Annotated in this window: 22 protein-coding genes; 20 read left to right on the top strand and 2 right to left on the bottom strand. The window is 69.4% G+C overall.

Annotation, left to right across the window (positions count from 1 at the left end; translation table 11 throughout):
• The first annotated feature begins 5 nt into the window (after nt 1–5).
• Nucleotides 6–1,073: a lysophospholipid acyltransferase family protein gene (locus NM203_RS18945; protein ID WP_255061649.1), complete on the top strand. Its 1,068-nt coding sequence runs from the start codon at nt 6–8 to the stop codon at nt 1,071–1,073.
• 11 nt (nt 1,074–1,084) lie between these two features.
• Here the strand turns inward: NM203_RS18945 and NM203_RS18940 are convergent, their stop codons facing one another.
• Together NM203_RS18940 and NM203_RS18935 are read right to left on the bottom strand one after the other, a co-directional pair.
• Nucleotides 1,085–1,615 carry an FAS1-like dehydratase domain-containing protein gene (locus NM203_RS18940; protein ID WP_255061648.1) on the bottom strand — a complete coding sequence of 177 codons (531 nt, stop codon included), beginning with the start codon at nt 1,613–1,615 and terminating at the stop codon, nt 1,085–1,087.
• Between the two features lie 48 nt (nt 1,616–1,663).
• A complete protein-coding gene (locus tag NM203_RS18935) occupies nt 1,664–2,521 on the bottom strand; it encodes an HAD family hydrolase (RefSeq protein WP_255061647.1) in 858 nt (285 codons plus the stop codon).
• A gap of 48 nt (nt 2,522–2,569) precedes the next feature.
• Here NM203_RS18935 and NM203_RS18930 point away from each other — a divergent pair, with 48 nt between their 5' ends.
• The 19 genes from NM203_RS18930 (at nt 2,570) to NM203_RS18840 (ending at nt 17,227) form a co-directional block, all read left to right on the top strand.
• A complete protein-coding gene (locus NM203_RS18930; RefSeq protein ID WP_255061736.1) occupies nt 2,570–2,812 on the top strand; it encodes a glutaredoxin family protein in 243 nt (80 codons plus the stop codon).
• Nucleotides 2,813–2,919: 107 nt separating this feature from the next.
• A complete protein-coding gene (locus NM203_RS18925) occupies nt 2,920–4,263 on the top strand; it encodes a glutamyl-tRNA reductase (RefSeq protein WP_255061646.1) in 1,344 nt (447 codons plus the stop codon).
• A 26-nt stretch (nt 4,264–4,289) separates the two neighbouring features.
• Nucleotides 4,290–5,237: a hydroxymethylbilane synthase gene (hemC, locus tag NM203_RS18920; protein ID WP_255061645.1), complete on the top strand. Its 948-nt coding sequence runs from the start codon at nt 4,290–4,292 to the stop codon at nt 5,235–5,237.
• Between the two features lie 3 nt (nt 5,238–5,240).
• Nucleotides 5,241–6,896, top strand: a complete 1,656-nt coding sequence (locus NM203_RS18915) for a bifunctional uroporphyrinogen-III C-methyltransferase/uroporphyrinogen-III synthase (protein ID WP_255061641.1) — start codon at nt 5,241–5,243, stop codon at nt 6,894–6,896.
• A gap of 57 nt (nt 6,897–6,953) precedes the next feature.
• Nucleotides 6,954–7,886 carry a porphobilinogen synthase gene (gene hemB, locus NM203_RS18910; RefSeq protein WP_255061735.1) on the top strand — a complete coding sequence of 311 codons (933 nt, stop codon included), beginning with the start codon at nt 6,954–6,956 and terminating at the stop codon, nt 7,884–7,886.
• A complete protein-coding gene (locus tag NM203_RS18905; protein ID WP_255061639.1) occupies nt 7,883–8,332 on the top strand; it encodes a hypothetical protein in 450 nt (149 codons plus the stop codon). The genes hemB and NM203_RS18905 overlap by 4 nt, the downstream gene beginning before the upstream one ends.
• 12 nt (nt 8,333–8,344) lie before the next feature.
• Nucleotides 8,345–8,743: a hypothetical protein gene (locus tag NM203_RS18900; protein ID WP_255061635.1), complete on the top strand. Its 399-nt coding sequence runs from the start codon at nt 8,345–8,347 to the stop codon at nt 8,741–8,743.
• Nucleotides 8,740–9,210 (top strand): transport-regulating membrane protein Mce1N, encoded by a 471-nt coding sequence (locus NM203_RS18895; protein ID WP_255061633.1) that lies wholly within the window; start codon nt 8,740–8,742, stop codon nt 9,208–9,210. The genes NM203_RS18900 and NM203_RS18895 overlap by 4 nt, the downstream gene beginning before the upstream one ends.
• Nucleotides 9,207–9,440 (top strand): hypothetical protein, encoded by a 234-nt coding sequence (locus tag NM203_RS18890; protein ID WP_255061631.1) that lies wholly within the window; start codon nt 9,207–9,209, stop codon nt 9,438–9,440. The genes NM203_RS18895 and NM203_RS18890 overlap by 4 nt, the downstream gene beginning before the upstream one ends.
• Before the next feature lie 141 nt (nt 9,441–9,581).
• Nucleotides 9,582–10,436 (top strand): oxygenase MpaB family protein, encoded by an 855-nt coding sequence (locus tag NM203_RS18885; protein ID WP_255061630.1) that lies wholly within the window; start codon nt 9,582–9,584, stop codon nt 10,434–10,436.
• A complete protein-coding gene (locus NM203_RS18880; protein ID WP_255061629.1) occupies nt 10,423–11,019 on the top strand; it encodes a TetR/AcrR family transcriptional regulator in 597 nt (198 codons plus the stop codon). Before NM203_RS18885 ends, NM203_RS18880 begins: the two co-directional genes overlap by 14 nt.
• A gap of 52 nt (nt 11,020–11,071) precedes the next feature.
• On the top strand, nt 11,072–11,353 hold the full coding sequence (locus NM203_RS18875) for a hypothetical protein (RefSeq protein ID WP_255061628.1): 282 nt from the start codon (nt 11,072–11,074) through the stop codon (nt 11,351–11,353).
• A 17-nt stretch (nt 11,354–11,370) separates the two neighbouring features.
• A complete protein-coding gene (locus NM203_RS18870) occupies nt 11,371–11,883 on the top strand; it encodes a pyridoxamine 5'-phosphate oxidase family protein (protein ID WP_255061627.1) in 513 nt (170 codons plus the stop codon).
• Nucleotides 11,884–11,977: 94 nt separating this feature from the next.
• A complete protein-coding gene (locus tag NM203_RS18865; RefSeq protein WP_255061624.1) occupies nt 11,978–12,364 on the top strand; it encodes a nitroreductase/quinone reductase family protein in 387 nt (128 codons plus the stop codon).
• 3 nt (nt 12,365–12,367) lie between these two features.
• The gene (locus NM203_RS18860) at nt 12,368–13,735 is read left to right on the top strand and encodes a cytochrome P450 (protein WP_255061621.1); all 1,368 of its coding nucleotides are present in this window, start codon (nt 12,368–12,370) and stop codon (nt 13,733–13,735) included.
• Nucleotides 13,736–13,870: 135 nt separating this feature from the next.
• Nucleotides 13,871–15,208 carry a glutamate-1-semialdehyde 2,1-aminomutase gene (gene hemL / locus NM203_RS18855; protein ID WP_255061620.1) on the top strand — a complete coding sequence of 446 codons (1,338 nt, stop codon included), beginning with the start codon at nt 13,871–13,873 and terminating at the stop codon, nt 15,206–15,208.
• Entirely contained in the window at nt 15,205–15,819 is a 615-nt protein-coding gene (locus NM203_RS18850) for a histidine phosphatase family protein (RefSeq protein WP_255061619.1), read from the top strand. Before hemL ends, NM203_RS18850 begins: the two co-directional genes overlap by 4 nt.
• Nucleotides 15,789–16,436 carry a TlpA disulfide reductase family protein gene (locus tag NM203_RS18845; RefSeq protein ID WP_255061618.1) on the top strand — a complete coding sequence of 216 codons (648 nt, stop codon included), beginning with the start codon at nt 15,789–15,791 and terminating at the stop codon, nt 16,434–16,436. Before NM203_RS18850 ends, NM203_RS18845 begins: the two co-directional genes overlap by 31 nt.
• Before the next feature lie 35 nt (nt 16,437–16,471).
• A complete protein-coding gene (locus tag NM203_RS18840; RefSeq protein WP_408633377.1) occupies nt 16,472–17,227 on the top strand; it encodes a cytochrome c biogenesis CcdA family protein in 756 nt (251 codons plus the stop codon).
• Nucleotides 17,228–17,231: the final 4 nt, after the last annotated feature.

Raw genomic sequence — 17,231 nt, 5'->3', positions numbered from 1 at the left:
GCGACGTGGCGGGTGAGTCGAAGGCGAAAGTCATTCCACTGCACTCGAATTCGAGCCGAGGTTCGGCTCAGCGGCGGGCCGCCGCGCGGGCCGAGAGTTCACGCAGGCACCCGTCGGTCCTCGCCGATCCGGGAACCAGGGCGTCGGCCGATCAGATCGCGGCCGTCGTCCGCGAGATCGACCAGGCGCGCGCCGGCGGTGGCCTCGGCGGCGCCGCCGACGACGACCCGAACGAACTCGCGCAGCGGATCGCCGCGGTCGCCGAGTTCGTGCGCAAGCGGATGGCCGGCGACTACACCGTCGACGAATTCGGCTTCGACCAACACCTCAACGAGTCGATCTTCCTGCCTTTGCTGAGAGGCCTCTTCCGGCACTGGTTCCGGGTCGAGGTCAGCGGCATCGAGAACCTTCCCGTCGAGGGCGCGGGGCTCGTCGTGGCGAACCACGCCGGGGTCCTGCCGATCGACGGTCTGATGACTCAGGTCGCCGTGCACGACGAGCATCCGGCGCACCGGAACCTGCGTCTGCTCGCCGCGGATCTGGTGTTCGACATGCCGGTGCTCGGGCAGGCGGCACGCAAGGCCGGACACACGATGGCGTGCACGGCCGACGCCCACCGGCTGCTCGGAGCGGGCGAGCTCACGGCGGTGTTCCCCGAGGGTTACAAGGGCCTCGGCAAGCAGTTCCGCGACCGCTACAAGCTGCAGCGGTTCGGCCGTGGCGGGTTCGTCGCCGCGGCGTTGCAGGCAAAGGCGCCGATCATCCCGTGCTCGATCGTCGGCTCCGAGGAGATCTACCCGATGATCGCCGACGTGAAGCTGCTGGCGAGATTGCTGGGGCTGCCGTACTTCCCGGTGACGCCGCTGTTCCCGCTCGCAGGCCCGGCGGGTCTGATCCCGCTGCCGTCGAAGTGGCACATCCAGTTCGGCGAGCCGATCCCCACCGACGGCTACGACGAGTACGCCGCCGAGGATCCGATGGTGACGTTCGAGCTGACCGACCAGGTCCGCGAGACCATCCAGCAGACGCTCTACCAGCTGCTGGCCAACCGCCGGAACATGTTCCTCGGCTAGCGACTTCGGGCCTAGTTCTTCTGCTTCTCGACCATCCGCTTGATCGCGGCGTCGCGCGCCGCGGCGATCTGGGCTGACATCTCGTCGACCTCACCCTCGTGCTCGGCCTCGCCCATCACGGTGACGATGCTGGTGAGCACCGGTTCGCCGTTGTCGTCGGTGACCTCGCCGCGGATCTCGGTGAGGATCGCGCCGTGCGACTCGATGACCGAGTCCAGGTACGAGTCGAACCAGAGTTTGTCCCCGGCGAGGATCGGGCGGTGGAAGACCAGCTTCTGGTCGCGATGCAGCACCCGCTCCATGTTGATCGGCACGTCGAACTGATTGAAGATCTCGGCCTGCACGCGACGGCCCGCGACCGCGACGAACGTCAGCGACGCCACGATCGCGTCGTAGCCGACCTCCTTGGCGGCGTCTTCGGAGTAGTGCGCGGGATGCTCGTCCTTGACGGCCTTCGCGAACTCCCGGATCTTCTCCCGGTCGACCTCGAAGTAGTCCGGGTACCGGTAGTGGGTTCCCACGATGTTGTCGGCGATGCCCATTGCGTGCCTTACTCCCCGATCACTGTCTCAAGCTGTTGGCGGGCGAGCCTACCCGCCGCTCTGCCGCCGAGAAACCACGGCCGCGAGCGCTCCACCTGCGGCGCCGAGCGCCAGCGCCGACGGAACGCCGATGCGCGCGGCCTTGCGGGCGGTGCGGAAGTCGCGGATCTCCCAGCCGCGATCACGGGCGACGTTGCGCAGCGCGGCATCCGGATTGATCGCCACCGCGGTGCCGACGAGCGACAGCATCGGCACGTCGTTGAAGCTGTCGGAGTACGCGGTGCAGCGTCGGAGGTTGAGCCCCTCGCGGATCGCCAGCGAGCGCACTGCGTGCGCCTTTCCGACGCCGTGCAGGATGTCGCCGACCAGGCGGCCGGTGAAGACGCCGTCGACGGATTCGGCGACGGTGCCCAGCGCGCCGGTCAGGCCGAGCTTGCTCGCGATGGTGGCCGCGAGTTCGTATGGGGTTGCTGTGACGAGCCACACCTGCTGGCCGGCGTCGAGGTGCATCTGCGTCAGCGCGCGGGTGCCCTGCCAGATCTTGTCGGCGATGATCTCGTCGTAGATCTCCTCGCCCAGTGTGGCCAGCTCCGACGTCGGCCTGCCCTCGATGAAGGAGAGCGCCTTGCGCCTGCCCGCGGCGACGTCGTCGCTGTTCTCCTTGCCGGTGAGCTGGAACTTGGCCTGCGCGTAGCCGAATCGCAGCAGGTCGCCGTAGGTGAAGTAGTTGCGCGCCGCCAGCCCGCGGGCGAAGTGCACCAGGGAGGACCCCTGCACCAGCGTGTTGTCGACGTCGAAGAACGCCGCGGCGGTCAGATCGGGTGGGGGCGGCGGAGACGGGGTCGCCTCCGCGATGACGCCGTGCTCGTCTGCGAGCTGATCAGCCTCGGCACCGGACTCGGACACGTATCAACATTAGGTCACGGGATACTCGTCACCGTGCGCCACGAGGTGATGTTGCTAACCCGAGCCGGATGCAGCCTGTGCGAGAAGGCGAGAGCGCAGCTGGCTGGCCTCGCCGACGAGCTCGGCTTCGACCTGTCGACCACCGACGTGGACGCCGCCGCGGAGGCGGGCGACGCCGGGCTGCGCGTCGAGTACGGCGATCGGCTGCCGGTGGTGCTCCTGGACGGCCGCGAACACAGCTACTGGGAGGTCGACGAAGGGCGGCTGCGGGCCGATGTGAGTGCTGGGTGAGTGCATCCGGGGCGAGCGAAGCGACGGGGAAAGGCCTGCACATCGCACCGGCGGAATTTGGTAGGCGGGCTGGTGAGCGGCTACCTTAGCCAGGTGGTGATGATGCCGTGAGCGTGTTGCTCTTCGGGGTTTCGCACCGCAGTGCGCCGGTGTCCGTGCTCGAGCAGTTGAGCACCGACGAGTCCGAGCAAGCCAAGATCATCCACGAGATCCTGCAGTCGTCGCTGGTGACCGAGGCCATGGTGCTGTCGACGTGCAACCGCGTCGAGGTCTACGCCGTGGTCGAGGCGTTCCACGGCGCCCTCTCCGTCATCGGCTCGGTGCTCTCGGAGCACTCCGGGATGTCGCTGGGCGACCTCACGAAGTACGCCTACGTGCGCTACGCCGAGGCCGCCGTCGAGCACCTGTTCTCCGTGACCGGCGGACTGGATTCGCTGGTGATCGGCGAGCAGCAGGTGCTCGGCCAGGTGCGCCGGGCGTACGCGTCGGCCGAAGCCCATCACACCGTGGGCCGCACCCTGCACGAACTCGCGCAGCGCTCCCTCGCCGTCGGCAAGCGCGTGCACGCCGAGACCGGGATCGATGCCGCGGGGGCGTCGGTGGTGTCGGTGGCGCTGGAGATGGCGGCACCCAAGGTCGACGGGCTGGCCGGCCGCACCGCGGTCGTGATCGGCGCCGGTTCGATGGGAGCGCTGGCCGCCTCGCATCTGGTGCGGGCGGGAATCGGCCGCGTCCACGTCGTGAACCGCTCGCTGCCGCGTGCGGAGCGCCTGGTCCAGAACCTGCGCGAGCAGGGCGTCGACGCCCACGCGTTCCCGTTCGACCACCTGCCGCCCGTGCTGACCGACGCCGACGTCGTGGTGTCCTGCACCGGGGCCGTCCGCCCGGTCGTGTCGCTCGCGGACGTGCACCGCGGTCTGGCGCACGGCGAGCAGACCAAGCAGCTGGTGATCTGCGATCTGGGCATGCCGCGTGACGTCGACCCCGCCGTGGCAGGGCTGCCCGGCGTCTACGTCGTCGACATGGAGCGCATTCAGCGCGAACCCGCCGCCAGGGCCGCGGCGTCCGACGCCGATGCCGCACGGGCCATCGTCGCAGCAGAGGTCGCCAACTACCTGGCGGGCCAGCGCATGGCCGAGGTCACCCCGACGGTGACGGCGTTGCGGCAGCGTGCCGCCGACGTCGTGGAGGCCGAGCTGCTGCGACTGGACAACCGGTTGCCCACGCTGGACGCCACGCATCGCGACGAGGTCGCCCGCACGGTCCGGCGCGTCGTCGACAAGCTGCTGCACGCCCCGACGGTGCGGGTCAAGCAGCTGGCGAGTGCACCGGGTGGGGACAGCTACGCCGAGGCGCTTCGCGAGCTGTTCGAACTCGACCAGCAGGCCGTCGACGCCGTCGCGGGAAGCGAATTGCCTTACACCGCAACGGATTCTGACGGGACCGATTAGCTCTGTCGAAAAGTGATATCGGTTCGGTGATCCGCATCGGCACCAGGGGCAGTCTGCTGGCCACCACCCAGGCGGGCGTCATCAGGGACGCGCTGAACGCCAACGGACACGCCGCCGAACTCGTCATCGTCAGCACCGACGGGGATCGGTCCGACGCCCCGATCGCCGAAATCGGCGTCGGCGTGTTCACCGCGGCACTGCGCGAGGCCATCGCCGACGGTTCCGTGGACATGGCCGTGCACTCGTACAAGGATTTGCCGACCGCACCGGACCCGAGGTTCGTTATCGCCGCGATTCCCCGACGCGAGGACTCCCGCGACGCGCTCGTCGCCCGCGACGGTCTGGTGCTGGGGGAGTTGCCGACGGGTTCGGTGCTCGGCACGTCGAGCCCGCGGCGGGCGGCGCAGCTTAGAGCACTGGGTCTCGGTTTGGAAATCCGCCCCCTACGAGGCAACCTAGACACCAGGTTGAACAGGGTGAGCAACGGTGATCTCGACGGTGTCGTCGTCGCTCGGGCGGGCTTGGCTCGCATCGGGCGTCTCGGCGATATCACCGAGACTCTGGAGCCGGTGCAGATGTTGCCAGCACCGGCACAGGGAGCTCTCGCGGTCGAGTGCCGCGCGAGTGACACGGAGCTCGCGGCGCTGCTGGCGGAGATGGACGACGCCGACACCCGCGCCGCAGTCACCGCGGAGCGCATCCTGCTCGCCGAGCTCGAGGCGGGGTGCTCCGCGCCGGTGGGAGCGATCGCGGAAGTGGTCGAGTCCATCGACGAGGAGGGCAACATCTTCGAGGAGCTGTCGCTACGCGGTTGCGTGGCGGCACTGGACGGATCCGACGTGATCCGTGCGTCCGGAATCGGGACTCCCGACCGTGCCGCAGAGCTGGGGCTCTCGGTCGCGGCGGAGTTGTTCGAACTGGGAGCGCGGGAATTACTGGTGGATTCCAAAGCGGGACCGACAGAGCGGGAGTGAAGGATGACGACCCGAGTGCGTAAGCACAAGCCCGGCCGCATCACGTTCATCGGCGCGGGCCCTGGTGATCCAGGCCTGCTGACGACACGGGCGCGTGCGGTGCTGTCGCACGCCGCCCTGGTGTTCACCGATGCCGATGTGCCCGAGGCTGTACTGGCCATCGCCGGTTCGGAGCTGCCGCCCCCGTCGGGGCCGACCGAGCCCGCGAAGCCGACCGCCGTCGGCGGCGACACCGCCGACGAGAAGGCACCCGCAACGCAGCTGCCCGCAGGCGCCGAGATCAGGCCCGCCCTCGGCGAGCCCACCGAGGTGGCGAGGCTGCTCGTCAACGAGGCGAAGACCGGAGTCGACGTCGTGCGACTGGTCGCGGGTGACCCGCTGTCCGACGACGCCGTGATCACCGAGGTGTCGGCTGTCGCCCGCGCGCACGGGCAGTTCGAGATCGTGCCGGGTCTGCCCGCGGGCACGGCGGTGCCCACCTACGCGGGTCTGCCGCTGGGCTCGTCGCACACCGTCGCCGACGTGCGCGGCGACGTCGACTGGGGCGCGCTGGCCGCGGCTCCGGGTCCGTTGATCCTGCACGCGACCGCATCGCATCTGCCCGACGCGGCCCGCACGCTCGTCGAGTACGGACTGACGGACACGACGCCGTGTGTGATCACCGCCAACGGCACCACCTGCCAGCAGCGGTCGGTCGAGTCCACCCTCGCGGGACTGCTGGACAAGGCGACGCTCGCAGGCAGCGAGCCGGCGGGTCCGCTGGCCGGTCCGCTGGTCGTGACCATCGGCAAGACGGTTGCCAACCGCGCCAAGCTGAACTGGTGGGAGAGCCGTTCGCTGTACGGCTGGACCGTGCTGGTGCCGCGGACCAAGGACCAGGCCGGCGAGATGAGCGACCGGCTGGTGAGCCACGGTGCGCTGCCCGTCGAGGTGCCGACCATCGCCGTCGAGCCGCCGCGCAGCCCCGCCCAGATGGAGCGGGCGGTCAAGGGCCTGGTCGACGGACGCTTCCAGTGGGTCGTGTTCACGTCGACCAACGCGGTGCGCGCGGTGTGGGAGAAGTTCAACGAGTTCGGTCTCGACGCCCGCGCGTTCTCGGGTGTGAAGATCGCGTGCGTCGGGCAGGCGACCGCGGATGCGGTGCGCGCCTTCGGAATCAACCCGGAGCTGGTTCCCAGCGGCGAACAGAGCTCGCTGGGGCTGCTCGACGAGTTCCCGCCGTACGACGACATCTTCGACCCGGTGAACCGGGTGCTGCTGCCTCGCGCCGACATCGCCACCGAGACGCTGGCCGAGGGGCTGCGCGAACGCGGTTGGGAGATCGAGGACGTCACGGCGTACCGCACGGTGCGCGCCGCGCCGCCGCCCGCGCAGACCCGCGAGATGATCAAGACCGGCGGGTTCGACGCGGTCTGCTTCACCTCGAGCTCGACGGTGCGCAACCTCGTCGGCATCGCCGGTAAGCCGCACGCGCGGACCATCGTCGCGTGCATCGGGCCGAAAACCGCCGAGACCGCAGCGGAATTCGGGCTGCGGGTCGATGTTCAGCCGGAGACCGCTCAGGTGGGTCCGCTGGTCGAGGCGCTCGCCGAGCACGCCGCCCGGCTGCGTGCCGAGGGGGCCCTACCGCCGCCGCGCAAGAAGAGCCGTCGTCGCTAGGCTGGCGACGTGTCCTTCCCCCAGCACCGGCCGCGCCGTCTGCGGACCACCCCGGCGATGCGTCGGCTGGTCGCGGAAACCTCCTTGGAGCCAAGGCATCTGGTGCTGCCGATGTTCATCGCAGACGGCTTGACGGAACCTCGAGCCATCACCTCGATGCCGGGCGTCGTCCAGCACACGCGGGAGTCGTTGCGGCGGGCCGCCGTTGCGGCCGTCGATGCCGGGGTGGGCGGGCTCATGCTGTTCGGGGTGCCGCGCGACGACGACAAGGACGCCACGGGCTCGGTCGGGATCGCCGATGACGGCGTGCTCAACGTGGCGCTGCGCGACCTGGCCGCTGAGCTCGGCGACGCCACCGTCCTGATGGCCGACACGTGCCTCGACGAGTTCACCGATCACGGTCACTGCGGCGTGCTCGACGACGAGGGCCGGGTCGACAACGACGCGACCAACGCGCGCTATGTGGAACTCGCCGTGGCACAGGCGAATTCCGGTGCCCACGTCATCGGGCCCAGCGGCATGATGGACGGACAGGTCACTGCAATCCGCGACGGCCTCGACGCCGCGGGTCACCAGGACGTCGCCGTCCTGGCCTATGCGGCGAAGTTCGCGTCGGGCTTCTACGGGCCGTTCCGCGAGGCGGTGGCCTCGAGCCTGGAGGGCGATCGCCGCACCTACCAACAGGATCCGGGCAACGCGCGGGAGGCGCTGCACGAGATCGAACTGGACATCGCCGAGGGTGCCGACATGGTGATGGTCAAGCCCGCGATGGCGTACCTCGACGTGGTGCGCGCTGCCGCCGACATCTCACCCGTACCCGTCGCGGCGTACCAGGTGTCCGGCGAGTACGCGATGATCAGCGCCGCCGCGGCCAACGGGTGGATCGACATGCGGACCGTGGCGCTCGAAACGCTGACGGGGATCCGGCGTGCGGGCGCCGACATCGTGTTGACCTACTGGGCGGCCGACGTCGCCGGCTGGCTGGCGTGAGCGCGGCGTTGCCACACCAGGAACCCGGCAGCGCGCCGACCGGTAGCCCCGACGCGAGGCCCGAGGACGTCGTCACCGGGTTCTGGTTGTGGGCCGTCGCGCTACCGCTGATGGTGACGGGCTACGTGACCGCGAGCCTCAACGCTCCCGACCCGGCCCCGTCGTGGATCGTCCTCACCTCGACCGCCGTCGTCGCCGTCAACCTCACCGCGGTCGTCATCACCCTGTTGGTCCTGCTGCGCGAGGGCTATCGGTGGGCGCGCACGCTGCTGACCGGAGGCGGTGCCGCGTCGGTGGTGTACGCGGTGACCGGAGTGCTCGGTTACGAGGGGCCCGACGCCGCCGCCGTGGTCCTCGCGATCACGTCGATCGTCGGATCCGTGCTGATCGCGGGCGGCATCTACCTGCTACACCGCAAGGACGCCGGTGAATTCTTCACCCGTTAGGCTGACCCGACGATGACCGACAACGCGCTGCCCACCGGTCGGCCCCGTACCGTCGCCGCCGCCTACTACAGCTGGATGGTGGCCGCGATCGTGATCGCGGCGATGGGCCTGCTGATGCTCACGTACCCGGTGCTGGCCTACAAGCTCGTCGGGGTGCTGCTGCTCGCCGTCGGCCTGGGTCTCGGGTTCCTGGCGGGGCGGGCGCGCAAACGCGATCCGCGCTTCGGCCGCGCCGCCATGGCGCTCGCGATGGCCTCCGTCGCGTTCCTCGGTCTGCTCGTGCTGTTCCTGCCGGTCCCGATCGGGGTGCTTGGGTTGATGGTCATCGCCGTCGTCGCGTTGATCGCCGGTTCCGCGCTCAATCAGCGGCCGGCGTCGATCTCCTGGTACTACCCGGATGGTGACAAGTGACGGCACCGCAGCCGGAGATCCTGTTCCACGAGCCAGGCGCGACCTGGTGGTGGGCGCTCGCGGGTCCCGTAGCAGCCGGCGCGATGGCGGCGATCCAGATCTCCACCGGCTACGGCTTCCAGCCGATCGTGCCCGGCATCTTCCTGGTGTTGGTGACCGGCTTCCTGGCGATTCAGATCAAGGCTGCGCGCATCCACACGTCGGTCGAGCTGACCGCGGTGGCGCTGCGGCAGGGCGCCGAGACCATCCGGATCGAGGAGATCGTCAGGATCTTCCCGCCCGCGAGCGGTCCCGAGGTGCCCAGGTGGCAGTCCTATCGCGCGCTCGGCGAGTTGACCGGGGTGCCGCGCGGCCGAACCGGGATCGGGCTCAAGCTGACCGCCGACCGGTCGGCGCAGGCCTGGGCGCGCAAGCACGCGAAACTGCGGGAGGCGCTGACCGCTCTGGTCGACGGTGCCGAGTCGTGACCGACCGCAGGCTCGGACTGGCCCAGCTCGTCGTCGCCGCCGCGGCGCTGGTGGGAGCCGTGCTGAGCTGGTTGGCGTCGGCGTCGATCGCGGTGGTGCCGCCGGTCGTCGACGGTGAGCCCGCCATGTCCTCAACGGTCTACGACCCGTCGCTGGTCCTGTTGGCGCTGGTGCTCGGCGCGGTGGCGGGGACGGCCGCGGTGGCCGGCGTGGCCCGGTTGCGTCGCTGAGTTCCCCCACGTCCTCCCGCGAGCAGACGCAGAATCCCCTCAATTGCGTGGATCGAGGGGATTTCGCGTCTGCTCGCGCGTTGGGGTGACCCCGCTCACAGGGCTATTGGTACAAAGTGCGAAATCTGTAACACTGTGTCCATGACGGAACTGGCGGAGAACCCTCAGCAGGTCGACGCACTGCCCCTGGGCCCGGAATCGCTGGTGTGGAAGTACTTCGGCGACAACCGGATGTACCTCATCGGACCGCGGCCGGCGGTGCTGCAGAACATGCTCGCCGAACTGGGGCAGGGCGTGCTCGACCACTCGGTGTTCTTCTCCGACACCGCCGCCAGGGTCAAGCGGTCGCTGCCGCCGATCTTCATGACGGTTTACGGTTCGGATGACGACAACCGCGGCATCCAGGTCCGCGACTTCCACAAGGACATAAAAGGGGACATGCCGGACGGGCAGCGCTATCACGCGCTCGACCCGGAGACCTACTTCTGGGCGCACGCCACGTTCGTCGAGCAGGTGCTCTACTTCGCCGACACGTTCGTGAAGCGGCTGACCGAGGCGGAGAAGGAGCAGATCTACCTCGAGTCGAAGACGTGGTACCGGCGCTACGGCGTCAGCGATCGGGTCATGCCCGCCGATTACGCGGAGTTCCAACGCTATTGGGATCGCATGATGGACGAGATCGTCGTCGCGCATCCGACCGCCAAGTACGGCGTCGGATACGTCACCAAGGGCTTCCCCTGCCCCAAGGGGGTGCCGCCGCTGGCGTGGAAGCTCATCGCCCCGCTGTTCAACCCGATGGCAGCGTTCCTGACCACCGGTGGAATGCCGCCCCGCGGGCGTGACCTGCTCGGCCTGCCGTGGAGCGACCGCAAGGAGAAGGCCTATCAGGCGTTCGCGGCGCTGTGGCGGACCAAGCCGGTGAACTGGGCGTGGGATCGGCTACCGATGTCGGTGCGTTACAACACCTTTGCGCAGCAGGGCTATGCCCGCGGCTGATCACGCCACGGAGGCGATCCTCGACGCCGCGCTGGTCGAGTTCGAGCGGCACGGTGTGCACCGCGTCGCGCTCGACGACGTGGCGCGGCGCGCAGGCGTCAGCCGCACCACGATCTACCGCCGCTTCGCCAACCGCGACGAACTGGTCGAGGCCGTCATCGAGCGCGAGAACGTCGCCCTGTTCGCCGATATCGCCGAGGAGCTGAAGAACGCGGGGCCGCAGGCGAATTACTACGTCGAGGCGTTCACGCTGTCGATCCTGCGGTTCCGCCGTCACCGGGTGCTCGACCAGATGATCACCGAGGAGCCGGCGGTGGTGCTAGCCCAGGCCAAGCGGCACTACCCGAAGGCGATCGAGCGGATGGCGGAGGCGCTGCACGTGATCTTCCCCGCGGGCTTCGCCGAACGCATCGGTGAGGAGGCCGTCACCGAGCTGGCGGACACCATCCTGCGCTACGTGGCGATGGCGCTGATGCTGCCGAGCACGCAGCCGCTCGACACCGCCGACGAGATCCGCGCGTTCGCCGAACGGCACTTCCTTCCGAGCCTGCCGGCGGCGCTGCGGGTGCCCGTCCGGGCCTGACGCACCTGAGATTCGTGTTTCGTAGGTCACACTTTCGGGCACGCCGTCGGGCATGGCAGACAACGAGCAGGGAACCATTCCGAAGCCGGAAGTGACCGACGAGCACCGCGAGAAGGCCAAGGAGATGGCTAAGACCATCGACGAGGACCGGCCCACCGTGGCGATGCCGGGGACGAGCAACACGGTGACCGGCACGGCCGTGAACGACTGGCTCGACGACGACGGCACCCCGAAGTTCGGCGAGGTCGCCGAGGGCGGAATCAAGCGCGAGGACGTCATGGGCGAGCGACACAACACGATGAGCGAGGACGAAACCGACGCCGAGACGAAGTAGCCGCCTAGGCTGGCCGGGTGACATCGCTCGATCGCATCGCCCCGGCGTTCGTCGACATGGCCCACTCGATCGTGTGGGCCTCGGTGACGACCGTCGACCGCGACGGGAAGCCGCGCAGCCGAATCCTGCATCCGATCTGGGAGTGGGACGGTGTCGACCTGGTGGGCTGGGTCGCCACCGTTCCCACGCCGGTGAAGCGCGCTCACCTCGACGCCAATCCCGAAGTTGCCGTGAGCTACTGGACCACGAACCAGGACACCTGCAGTGCCGAGTGCACCGCGCAGTGGTACACCGACGACGACACTCGCAAAGCCGTGTGGGACAAGTTCGCCAACGGACCGGAACCCGTGGGTTACGACCCGTACATCATCCCGATGTGGGCCGACGGGCCGACGTCCGAGCAGTTCGCGGCACTGCGGTTGACGCCGTATCGCCTGCGCGTGATGGCGGGCACGGTGATGACCAAGGGCGAGGGGGCACCGCTGACTTGGCACCACGAGGACGCCGCGGGCCTGCGTCCGCCGAGCTAGCCTCCGGCGGAGTCGCTGAGTGGCTTCCGAGACGCGCTCGATGAATCGCGCGAACCGTTGCGGTGCCCGCACGGGCCGATCAAACTCGTACTTGATGGCCTACCTCAAACCCCCGTGGTTCACCGCCCGCGTGTTCAACCGGTTGGCGATGTCATTCGGTATCGGCGGTTGTCGAACGCTGACCGTCACTACGCGCAGCACCAAGCGCGAACAGCGGATTCCCGTCGTCGTCCCGGAGATCGACGGCGTCGCCTACCTGGTCTCCACTCGAGGTGAGTCGGAGTGGGTGCGCAACGTGCGCGCCGATCCGAATGTGACGCTGGACGACCGCCGATACGTGGCGACCGAGCTCCCCACCGCCGACCGTGCGCCCGTCATCGCGGCGTATCGGCCGTTGGCGGGCAAGGTGGTCGAGGCGTACTGGCGGCAGCTTCCCGACGACGCGGACCATCCGGTGTTCGCGCTGACCCCAGCCCCGTAGGCCATGGTCGATTCCACGACTACCACGCGCAACGTCCGCGATCTGCCGCTCGTCCCGCGCAATCCGCTACCGATCCTGCGGCTCATCCAGGCGGTGCGCACGCTGGACACCGGGCAGGAGGTCATCCGGGCGGCGGGGGGTTCGGTCACCCGCGTCAGCTTCGGACCGTCGTGGTTGGTGCCGTCGCTGGTGTCGGTGATGTCACCCGATGCCATTCGCGACGTGCTGGGCCGCAACGACGCCCTCGCGGAGCGCTGCATCGTGCACGACGAGGTGCGCCACCTGGCGGGCGACAGCCTCTTCGTCCTGCCCAACGAACCCTGGCGGCCCAGAAAGCGCGCACTGGCGCCGGTGTTCACCAAGGTCAACGTGCGCAAGTACAGCGGCCACATGTCGCGGGCGGCGCAGGCGTTCGCCGATCAGTGGCGCGACGGCGGCGACGTCGACCTCGATGCCGCGTGCCGCACGGTGACCATGCGCTCGCTGGGCCGGTCGGTGCTCGGCATCGATCTGAACGACAGCGCCGCCGCGATCGCCGAGCACATGCACGTCGCGTCGGGCTACACCGCGGACCGGGCGCTGCGGCCGCTGCGCGCACCGCGGTGGTTGCCGACGCCAGCCCGTCGCCGGGCTCGAGCCGCCGTCGCGGCCATGCTCGAGGTCACAGCCGGCATCCTGACCGCGTGCCGCGCCGACCAGGGGATCGACGCGCCGCTGGTGCACGCGCTGATCGGCGCGACGGACCCGGAGACGGGAAAACCGTTGTCGGACAGCGATATCTGCAACGACCTGCTGATCTTCATGCTGGCCGGTCACGACACCACCGCGACGGCGCTGACCTACGCGCTGTGGGCGCTCGGCCACCATCCCGAGGTGCAGGACCGCGTCGCCGCCGAAGCCGCTGCGCTCGGTGACCGGGAGCTGACGGCCGAGGACGTGGCCCACCTGGGCTACACCACCCAGGTGCTGCGCGAGGGGCTTCGGCTGTGCCCGCCCGCCGCGGGCGTCGGCCGGCTGGCGCTGCGCGACATCGAGGTCGACGGGTACCGGGTGAAGAAGGGCACGCTGATCGCGGTCGGCATCTACGCCCTGCATCGCGACCCGCAGCTGTGGCCGGATCCGACGGCGTTCGACCCCGACCGGTTCACGCCCGAGCGCATGCGGGCCCGTGAGCGCTGGCAGTTCCTCCCGTTCGCGGGCGGTGCGCGGTCGTGCATCGGCGAGCACTTCGCGATGCTCGAGACGACGCTGGCCCTCGCGACGATCGTGCGGGCGATCCGGCTGCGCTCCCGCGACGACGAGTTCCCCGTCGACGTGCCGTTCACGACCGTGGCGCGCGGACCGATCACGGCGCACGTCGAGGCCAGGTAGCGCCCTTCTCGCCGGAATAGCATTCCTGGTCGTCAACGCGCGCGAGTGACAGCCGGGAACGCCGTTCCGGCGAAGTGGGGTGCGACCACTACACCCTGTAGTTGACGCATCGGGGGCGGCTGGGACACTGGGGCCATGCGGGTAGACAAGTCGGGAGCTGCGGGCCGGAGCGCAGCGACCAGGGAATCAGCACGGCTGTTCGCCGAGGCGTCGCGTGTGATTCCCGGCGGGGTGAACTCGCCGGTCCGCGCCTTCAACTCGGTGGGCGGTACGCCGCGCTTCATCACTAAGGCCTCGGGCTACCTGCTGACCGACGCCGACGCCAACACCTACGTCGACCTGGTGTGCTCCTGGGGGCCGATGCTGCTGGGGCACGCGCACCCGGCGATCGTCGAAGCGGTCCAGCGGGTCGCCGCCGACGGGCTGAGCTTCGGCGCCCCGACGCCCGCCGAGACGGAGTTGGCGCGCGAGATCATCGACCGCGTCGCGCCCGTGGAGTTGCTGCGCTTCGTGAACTCCGGCACCGAGGCCACCATGAGCGCGATCAGGCTGGCCCGCGGCTTCACCGGACGACCGAAGATCGTGAAGTTCTCCGGCTGCTACCACGGTCACAGCGACGCGCTGCTCGCCGACGCCGGCTCCGGTGTCGCGACGCTCGGCCTGCCGTCGTCGCCCGGTGTCACCGGCGCCGCGGCGGCCGACACCATCGTGCTGCCCTTCAACGACGTGGCCGCCGTCGAAGCGCTGTTCGCCGAACACGGCGACCAGATCGCCTGCGTCATCAGCGAGGCCGCCGCAGGCAACATGGGTACGGTCGCGCCGGCGCCCGGCTACAACGCGGCGCTGCGCCGCATCACCGCCGAGCACGGCGCGCTGCTGATCCTCGACGAGGTCATGACGGGCTTCCGGGTCAGCAGGTCCGGGTGGTTCGGGGTCGACGGTGTCGCAGCCGACCTGGTGACGTTCGGCAAGGTGATGAGCGGCGGCCTGCCAGCCGCCGCGTTCGGAGGCCGGGCCGAGGTCATGCAACGGCTCGCCCCGCTCGGCCCGGTGTATCAAGCGGGCACCCTGTCGGGTAACCCCGTTGCGATGGCCGCCGGGCTGGCCACGCTGCGCGCCGCCGACGACGCGGCGTACGCCACCGTCGACGCGAACGCCGACAAGCTGGCCGACCTGCTCACCTCCGCGCTCACCGAAGCATCGGTGGCGCACCGGGTTTCGCGAGCGGGCAACATGCTCAGCGTCTTCTTCTCGGATGCACCGGTCACCGATTACGCGTCGGCGAAGGCCACCGACACGTGGCGCTTCCCGCCGTTCTTCCACGCCCTGCTCGCCGCCGGGGTCTACCCGCCGTGCAGCGCCTACGAGACGTGGTTCGTCTCGGCCGCGTTGGACGACAACGCGTTCGACCGGATCGCCGCCGCCCTGCCCGCCGCTGCGAAGGCGGCCGCCGAAGCCGAGAAGCTCGCATGACCGACACGACGACCGTGCACGTGATGCGGCACGGCGAGGTGCACAACCCCGAGGGGGTGCTCTACGGCCGGCTGCCCGACTACCACCTGTCCGACCGGGGCCGGTTGCAGGCGCAGTCGGCGGCGGAGTGGTTGGCGCACAACGACATCGTCTACGTGGTGGCCTCGCCGCTGGAACGCGCGCAGGAGACGGCCGCACCCATGGCGGCGTCGCACGGCCTCGCCGTCGACACCGACCGCGATCTCATCGAGTCGTGGAACGAGTTCGAGGGCGAGAAGGTCGCCCCCGGTGACGGCGCGCTGCGCGATCCGCGGAACTGGCCCAAGCTGCGCAACCCGCGCAAGCCGTCATGGGGCGAGCCGTACGACGAGGTCGCGGAGCGGATGACCGCCGCGTTGCACCGGGCCCGGCTCAAGGCGGTCGGCCACGAGGCCGTCTGCGTGAGCCACCAGTTGCCGGTGGAAACCCTGCGCCGGGCGATGACGGGCCGCAAGCTGGCTCATCTTCCGTTGCCGCACAGCAGGTTGTGCAATCTGTCGTCGATCACGTCGTTCACGTTCGCCGGCGATCAGCTGGTGCGATGGGGCTACTCCGAGCCCTGGGGCGTGTAGTGAAACCGGTCGCGGTGAAACACGGTGTCGCTCGGCTGCTCTCGGTGGCGCTTCTCGTGCTGCTCGCCGGCTGCTCCACCGGTAAGGACGCGGTCGCCCAGGGCGGCACGTTCGAATTCGTCGCGCCCGGCGGTAAGACCGACATCCTCTACGATCCGCCCGACACCCGCGGCAAGCCCGGCCCGATCTCCGGTCCCGACCTCATGGATCCCGACAGGACGCTGTCGCTCGACGACTACGCGAACAAGGTCGTCGTCATCAACGTGTGGGGGCAGTGGTGCGGGCCCTGCCGCACCGAGATCAGCGAGCTGCAGAAGGTGTACGAGGCAACCAGGTCGCAGGGCGTCCAGTTCCTCGGCATCGACGTGCGCGACAACAATCGGGACGCCGCAGTCGATTTCATCGTGGATCGCAAGATCACCTTCCCGTCGATCTACGACCCGCCGATGCGCACCCTGATCGCGTTCGGCGGCCGCTATCCGACGACGGTGGTCCCGTCGACGGTGGTGCTGGACCGTCAGCACCGCGTCGCCGCGGTGTTCCTTCGCGAACTGCTGGCCGACGATCTGCGCCCCGTCGTCGAACGGCTGGCCTCCGAAGAGGCGCAGGCGAAATGATCATCGCGGCAACCCTGGACGAGGTCGATCAGTTGATGTCGACGGGGCCGCTGGCGCTCGCGGTGCTGGTGGCCATCGCCGCCGGATTCATCTCGTTCGCGTCGCCGTGTGTCGTGCCGCTGGTGCCCGGTTACCTGTCCTACCTCGCCGCGGTCGTCGGCGTCGACGATCGGAACCCCGACGGCGCGGTGGCCGTCAAAGCCGCCCGGTTGCGAGTCGCCGGTGCCGCCGCGCTCTTCGTGGCCGGCTTCACCGTGGTCTTCGTCGTCGGCACCGTCGCGGTGCTCGGGCTCACCACCGCGCTGATCGCCAATCAGCTTCTGCTGCAACGGATCGGCGGGGTGATCACCATCGCCATGGGCCTGGTCTTCATCGGTCTCATCCCCGCGCTGCAGCGCGAGGTGCGGTTCGCACCGCGCCTCCTCTCGACGCTGGGCGGTGCGCCGCTGCTGGGTGCGGTGTTCGCGCTGGGCTGGACGCCGTGCCTCGGCCCGACGCTGACGGCCGTCATCGCGGTGGCGTCGGCGACGGACGGGGGGACCGTCGTTCGCGGTGTGGTTCTGGTGATCGCCTACTGCCTCGGACTCGGAATCCCGTTCGTGCTGTTGGCGTTCGGTTCCGCCAAGGCGGTTCGGGGCCTGGACTGGTTGCGTCGCAACACCCGTGCCATTCAGTTGTTCGGCGGTGCGCTGATGATCCTGGTCGGCGTCGCACTCGTCACCGGGCTGTGGAACGAGTTCATCTCCTGGGTGCGCGACGCCTTCGTGAGCGACTACCGGTTGCCGCTGTGAAGCT

Origin of the sequence: Mycolicibacterium arenosum (assembly GCF_024320865.1) — a bacterium.
Lineage (GTDB): Bacteria > Actinomycetota > Actinomycetes > Mycobacteriales > Mycobacteriaceae > Mycobacterium > Mycobacterium arenosum.
Note: the sequence above shows the minus strand (reverse complement) of the source record. Positions and strands in the feature narration are given on the sequence as shown.

Bases quoted from the DNA above. Each gene is read 5' to 3' on its own strand.
- NM203_RS18930 (WP_255061736.1), top strand. From the start codon at position 2,570: ATGTTGCTAACCCGAGCCGGATGCAGCCTGTGCGAGAAGGCGAGAGCG.
- NM203_RS18875 (WP_255061628.1), top strand. From the start codon at position 11,072: ATGGCAGACAACGAGCAGGGAACCATTCCGAAGCCGGAAGTGACCGAC.
- NM203_RS18885 (WP_255061630.1), top strand. From the start codon at position 9,582: ATGACGGAACTGGCGGAGAACCCTCAGCAGGTCGACGCACTGCCCCTG.
- NM203_RS18840 (WP_408633377.1), top strand. From the start codon at position 16,472: ATGTCGACGGGGCCGCTGGCGCTCGCGGTGCTGGTGGCCATCGCCGCC.
- hemL (WP_255061620.1), top strand. From the start codon at position 13,871: ATGCGGGTAGACAAGTCGGGAGCTGCGGGCCGGAGCGCAGCGACCAGG.
- NM203_RS18880 (WP_255061629.1), top strand. From the start codon at position 10,423: ATGCCCGCGGCTGATCACGCCACGGAGGCGATCCTCGACGCCGCGCTG.
- NM203_RS18900 (WP_255061635.1), top strand. From the start codon at position 8,345: ATGACCGACAACGCGCTGCCCACCGGTCGGCCCCGTACCGTCGCCGCC.
- NM203_RS18850 (WP_255061619.1), top strand. From the start codon at position 15,205: ATGACCGACACGACGACCGTGCACGTGATGCGGCACGGCGAGGTGCAC.
- NM203_RS18860 (WP_255061621.1), top strand. From the start codon at position 12,368: ATGGTCGATTCCACGACTACCACGCGCAACGTCCGCGATCTGCCGCTC.
- hemB (WP_255061735.1), top strand. From the start codon at position 6,954: ATGCGTCGGCTGGTCGCGGAAACCTCCTTGGAGCCAAGGCATCTGGTG.
- NM203_RS18940 (WP_255061648.1), bottom strand. From the start codon at position 1,615: ATGGGCATCGCCGACAACATCGTGGGAACCCACTACCGGTACCCGGAC.
- NM203_RS18845 (WP_255061618.1), top strand. From the start codon at position 15,789: ATGGGGCTACTCCGAGCCCTGGGGCGTGTAGTGAAACCGGTCGCGGTG.
- NM203_RS18865 (WP_255061624.1), top strand. From the start codon at position 11,978: ATGGCCTACCTCAAACCCCCGTGGTTCACCGCCCGCGTGTTCAACCGG.
- NM203_RS18915 (WP_255061641.1), top strand. From the start codon at position 5,241: ATGACGACCCGAGTGCGTAAGCACAAGCCCGGCCGCATCACGTTCATC.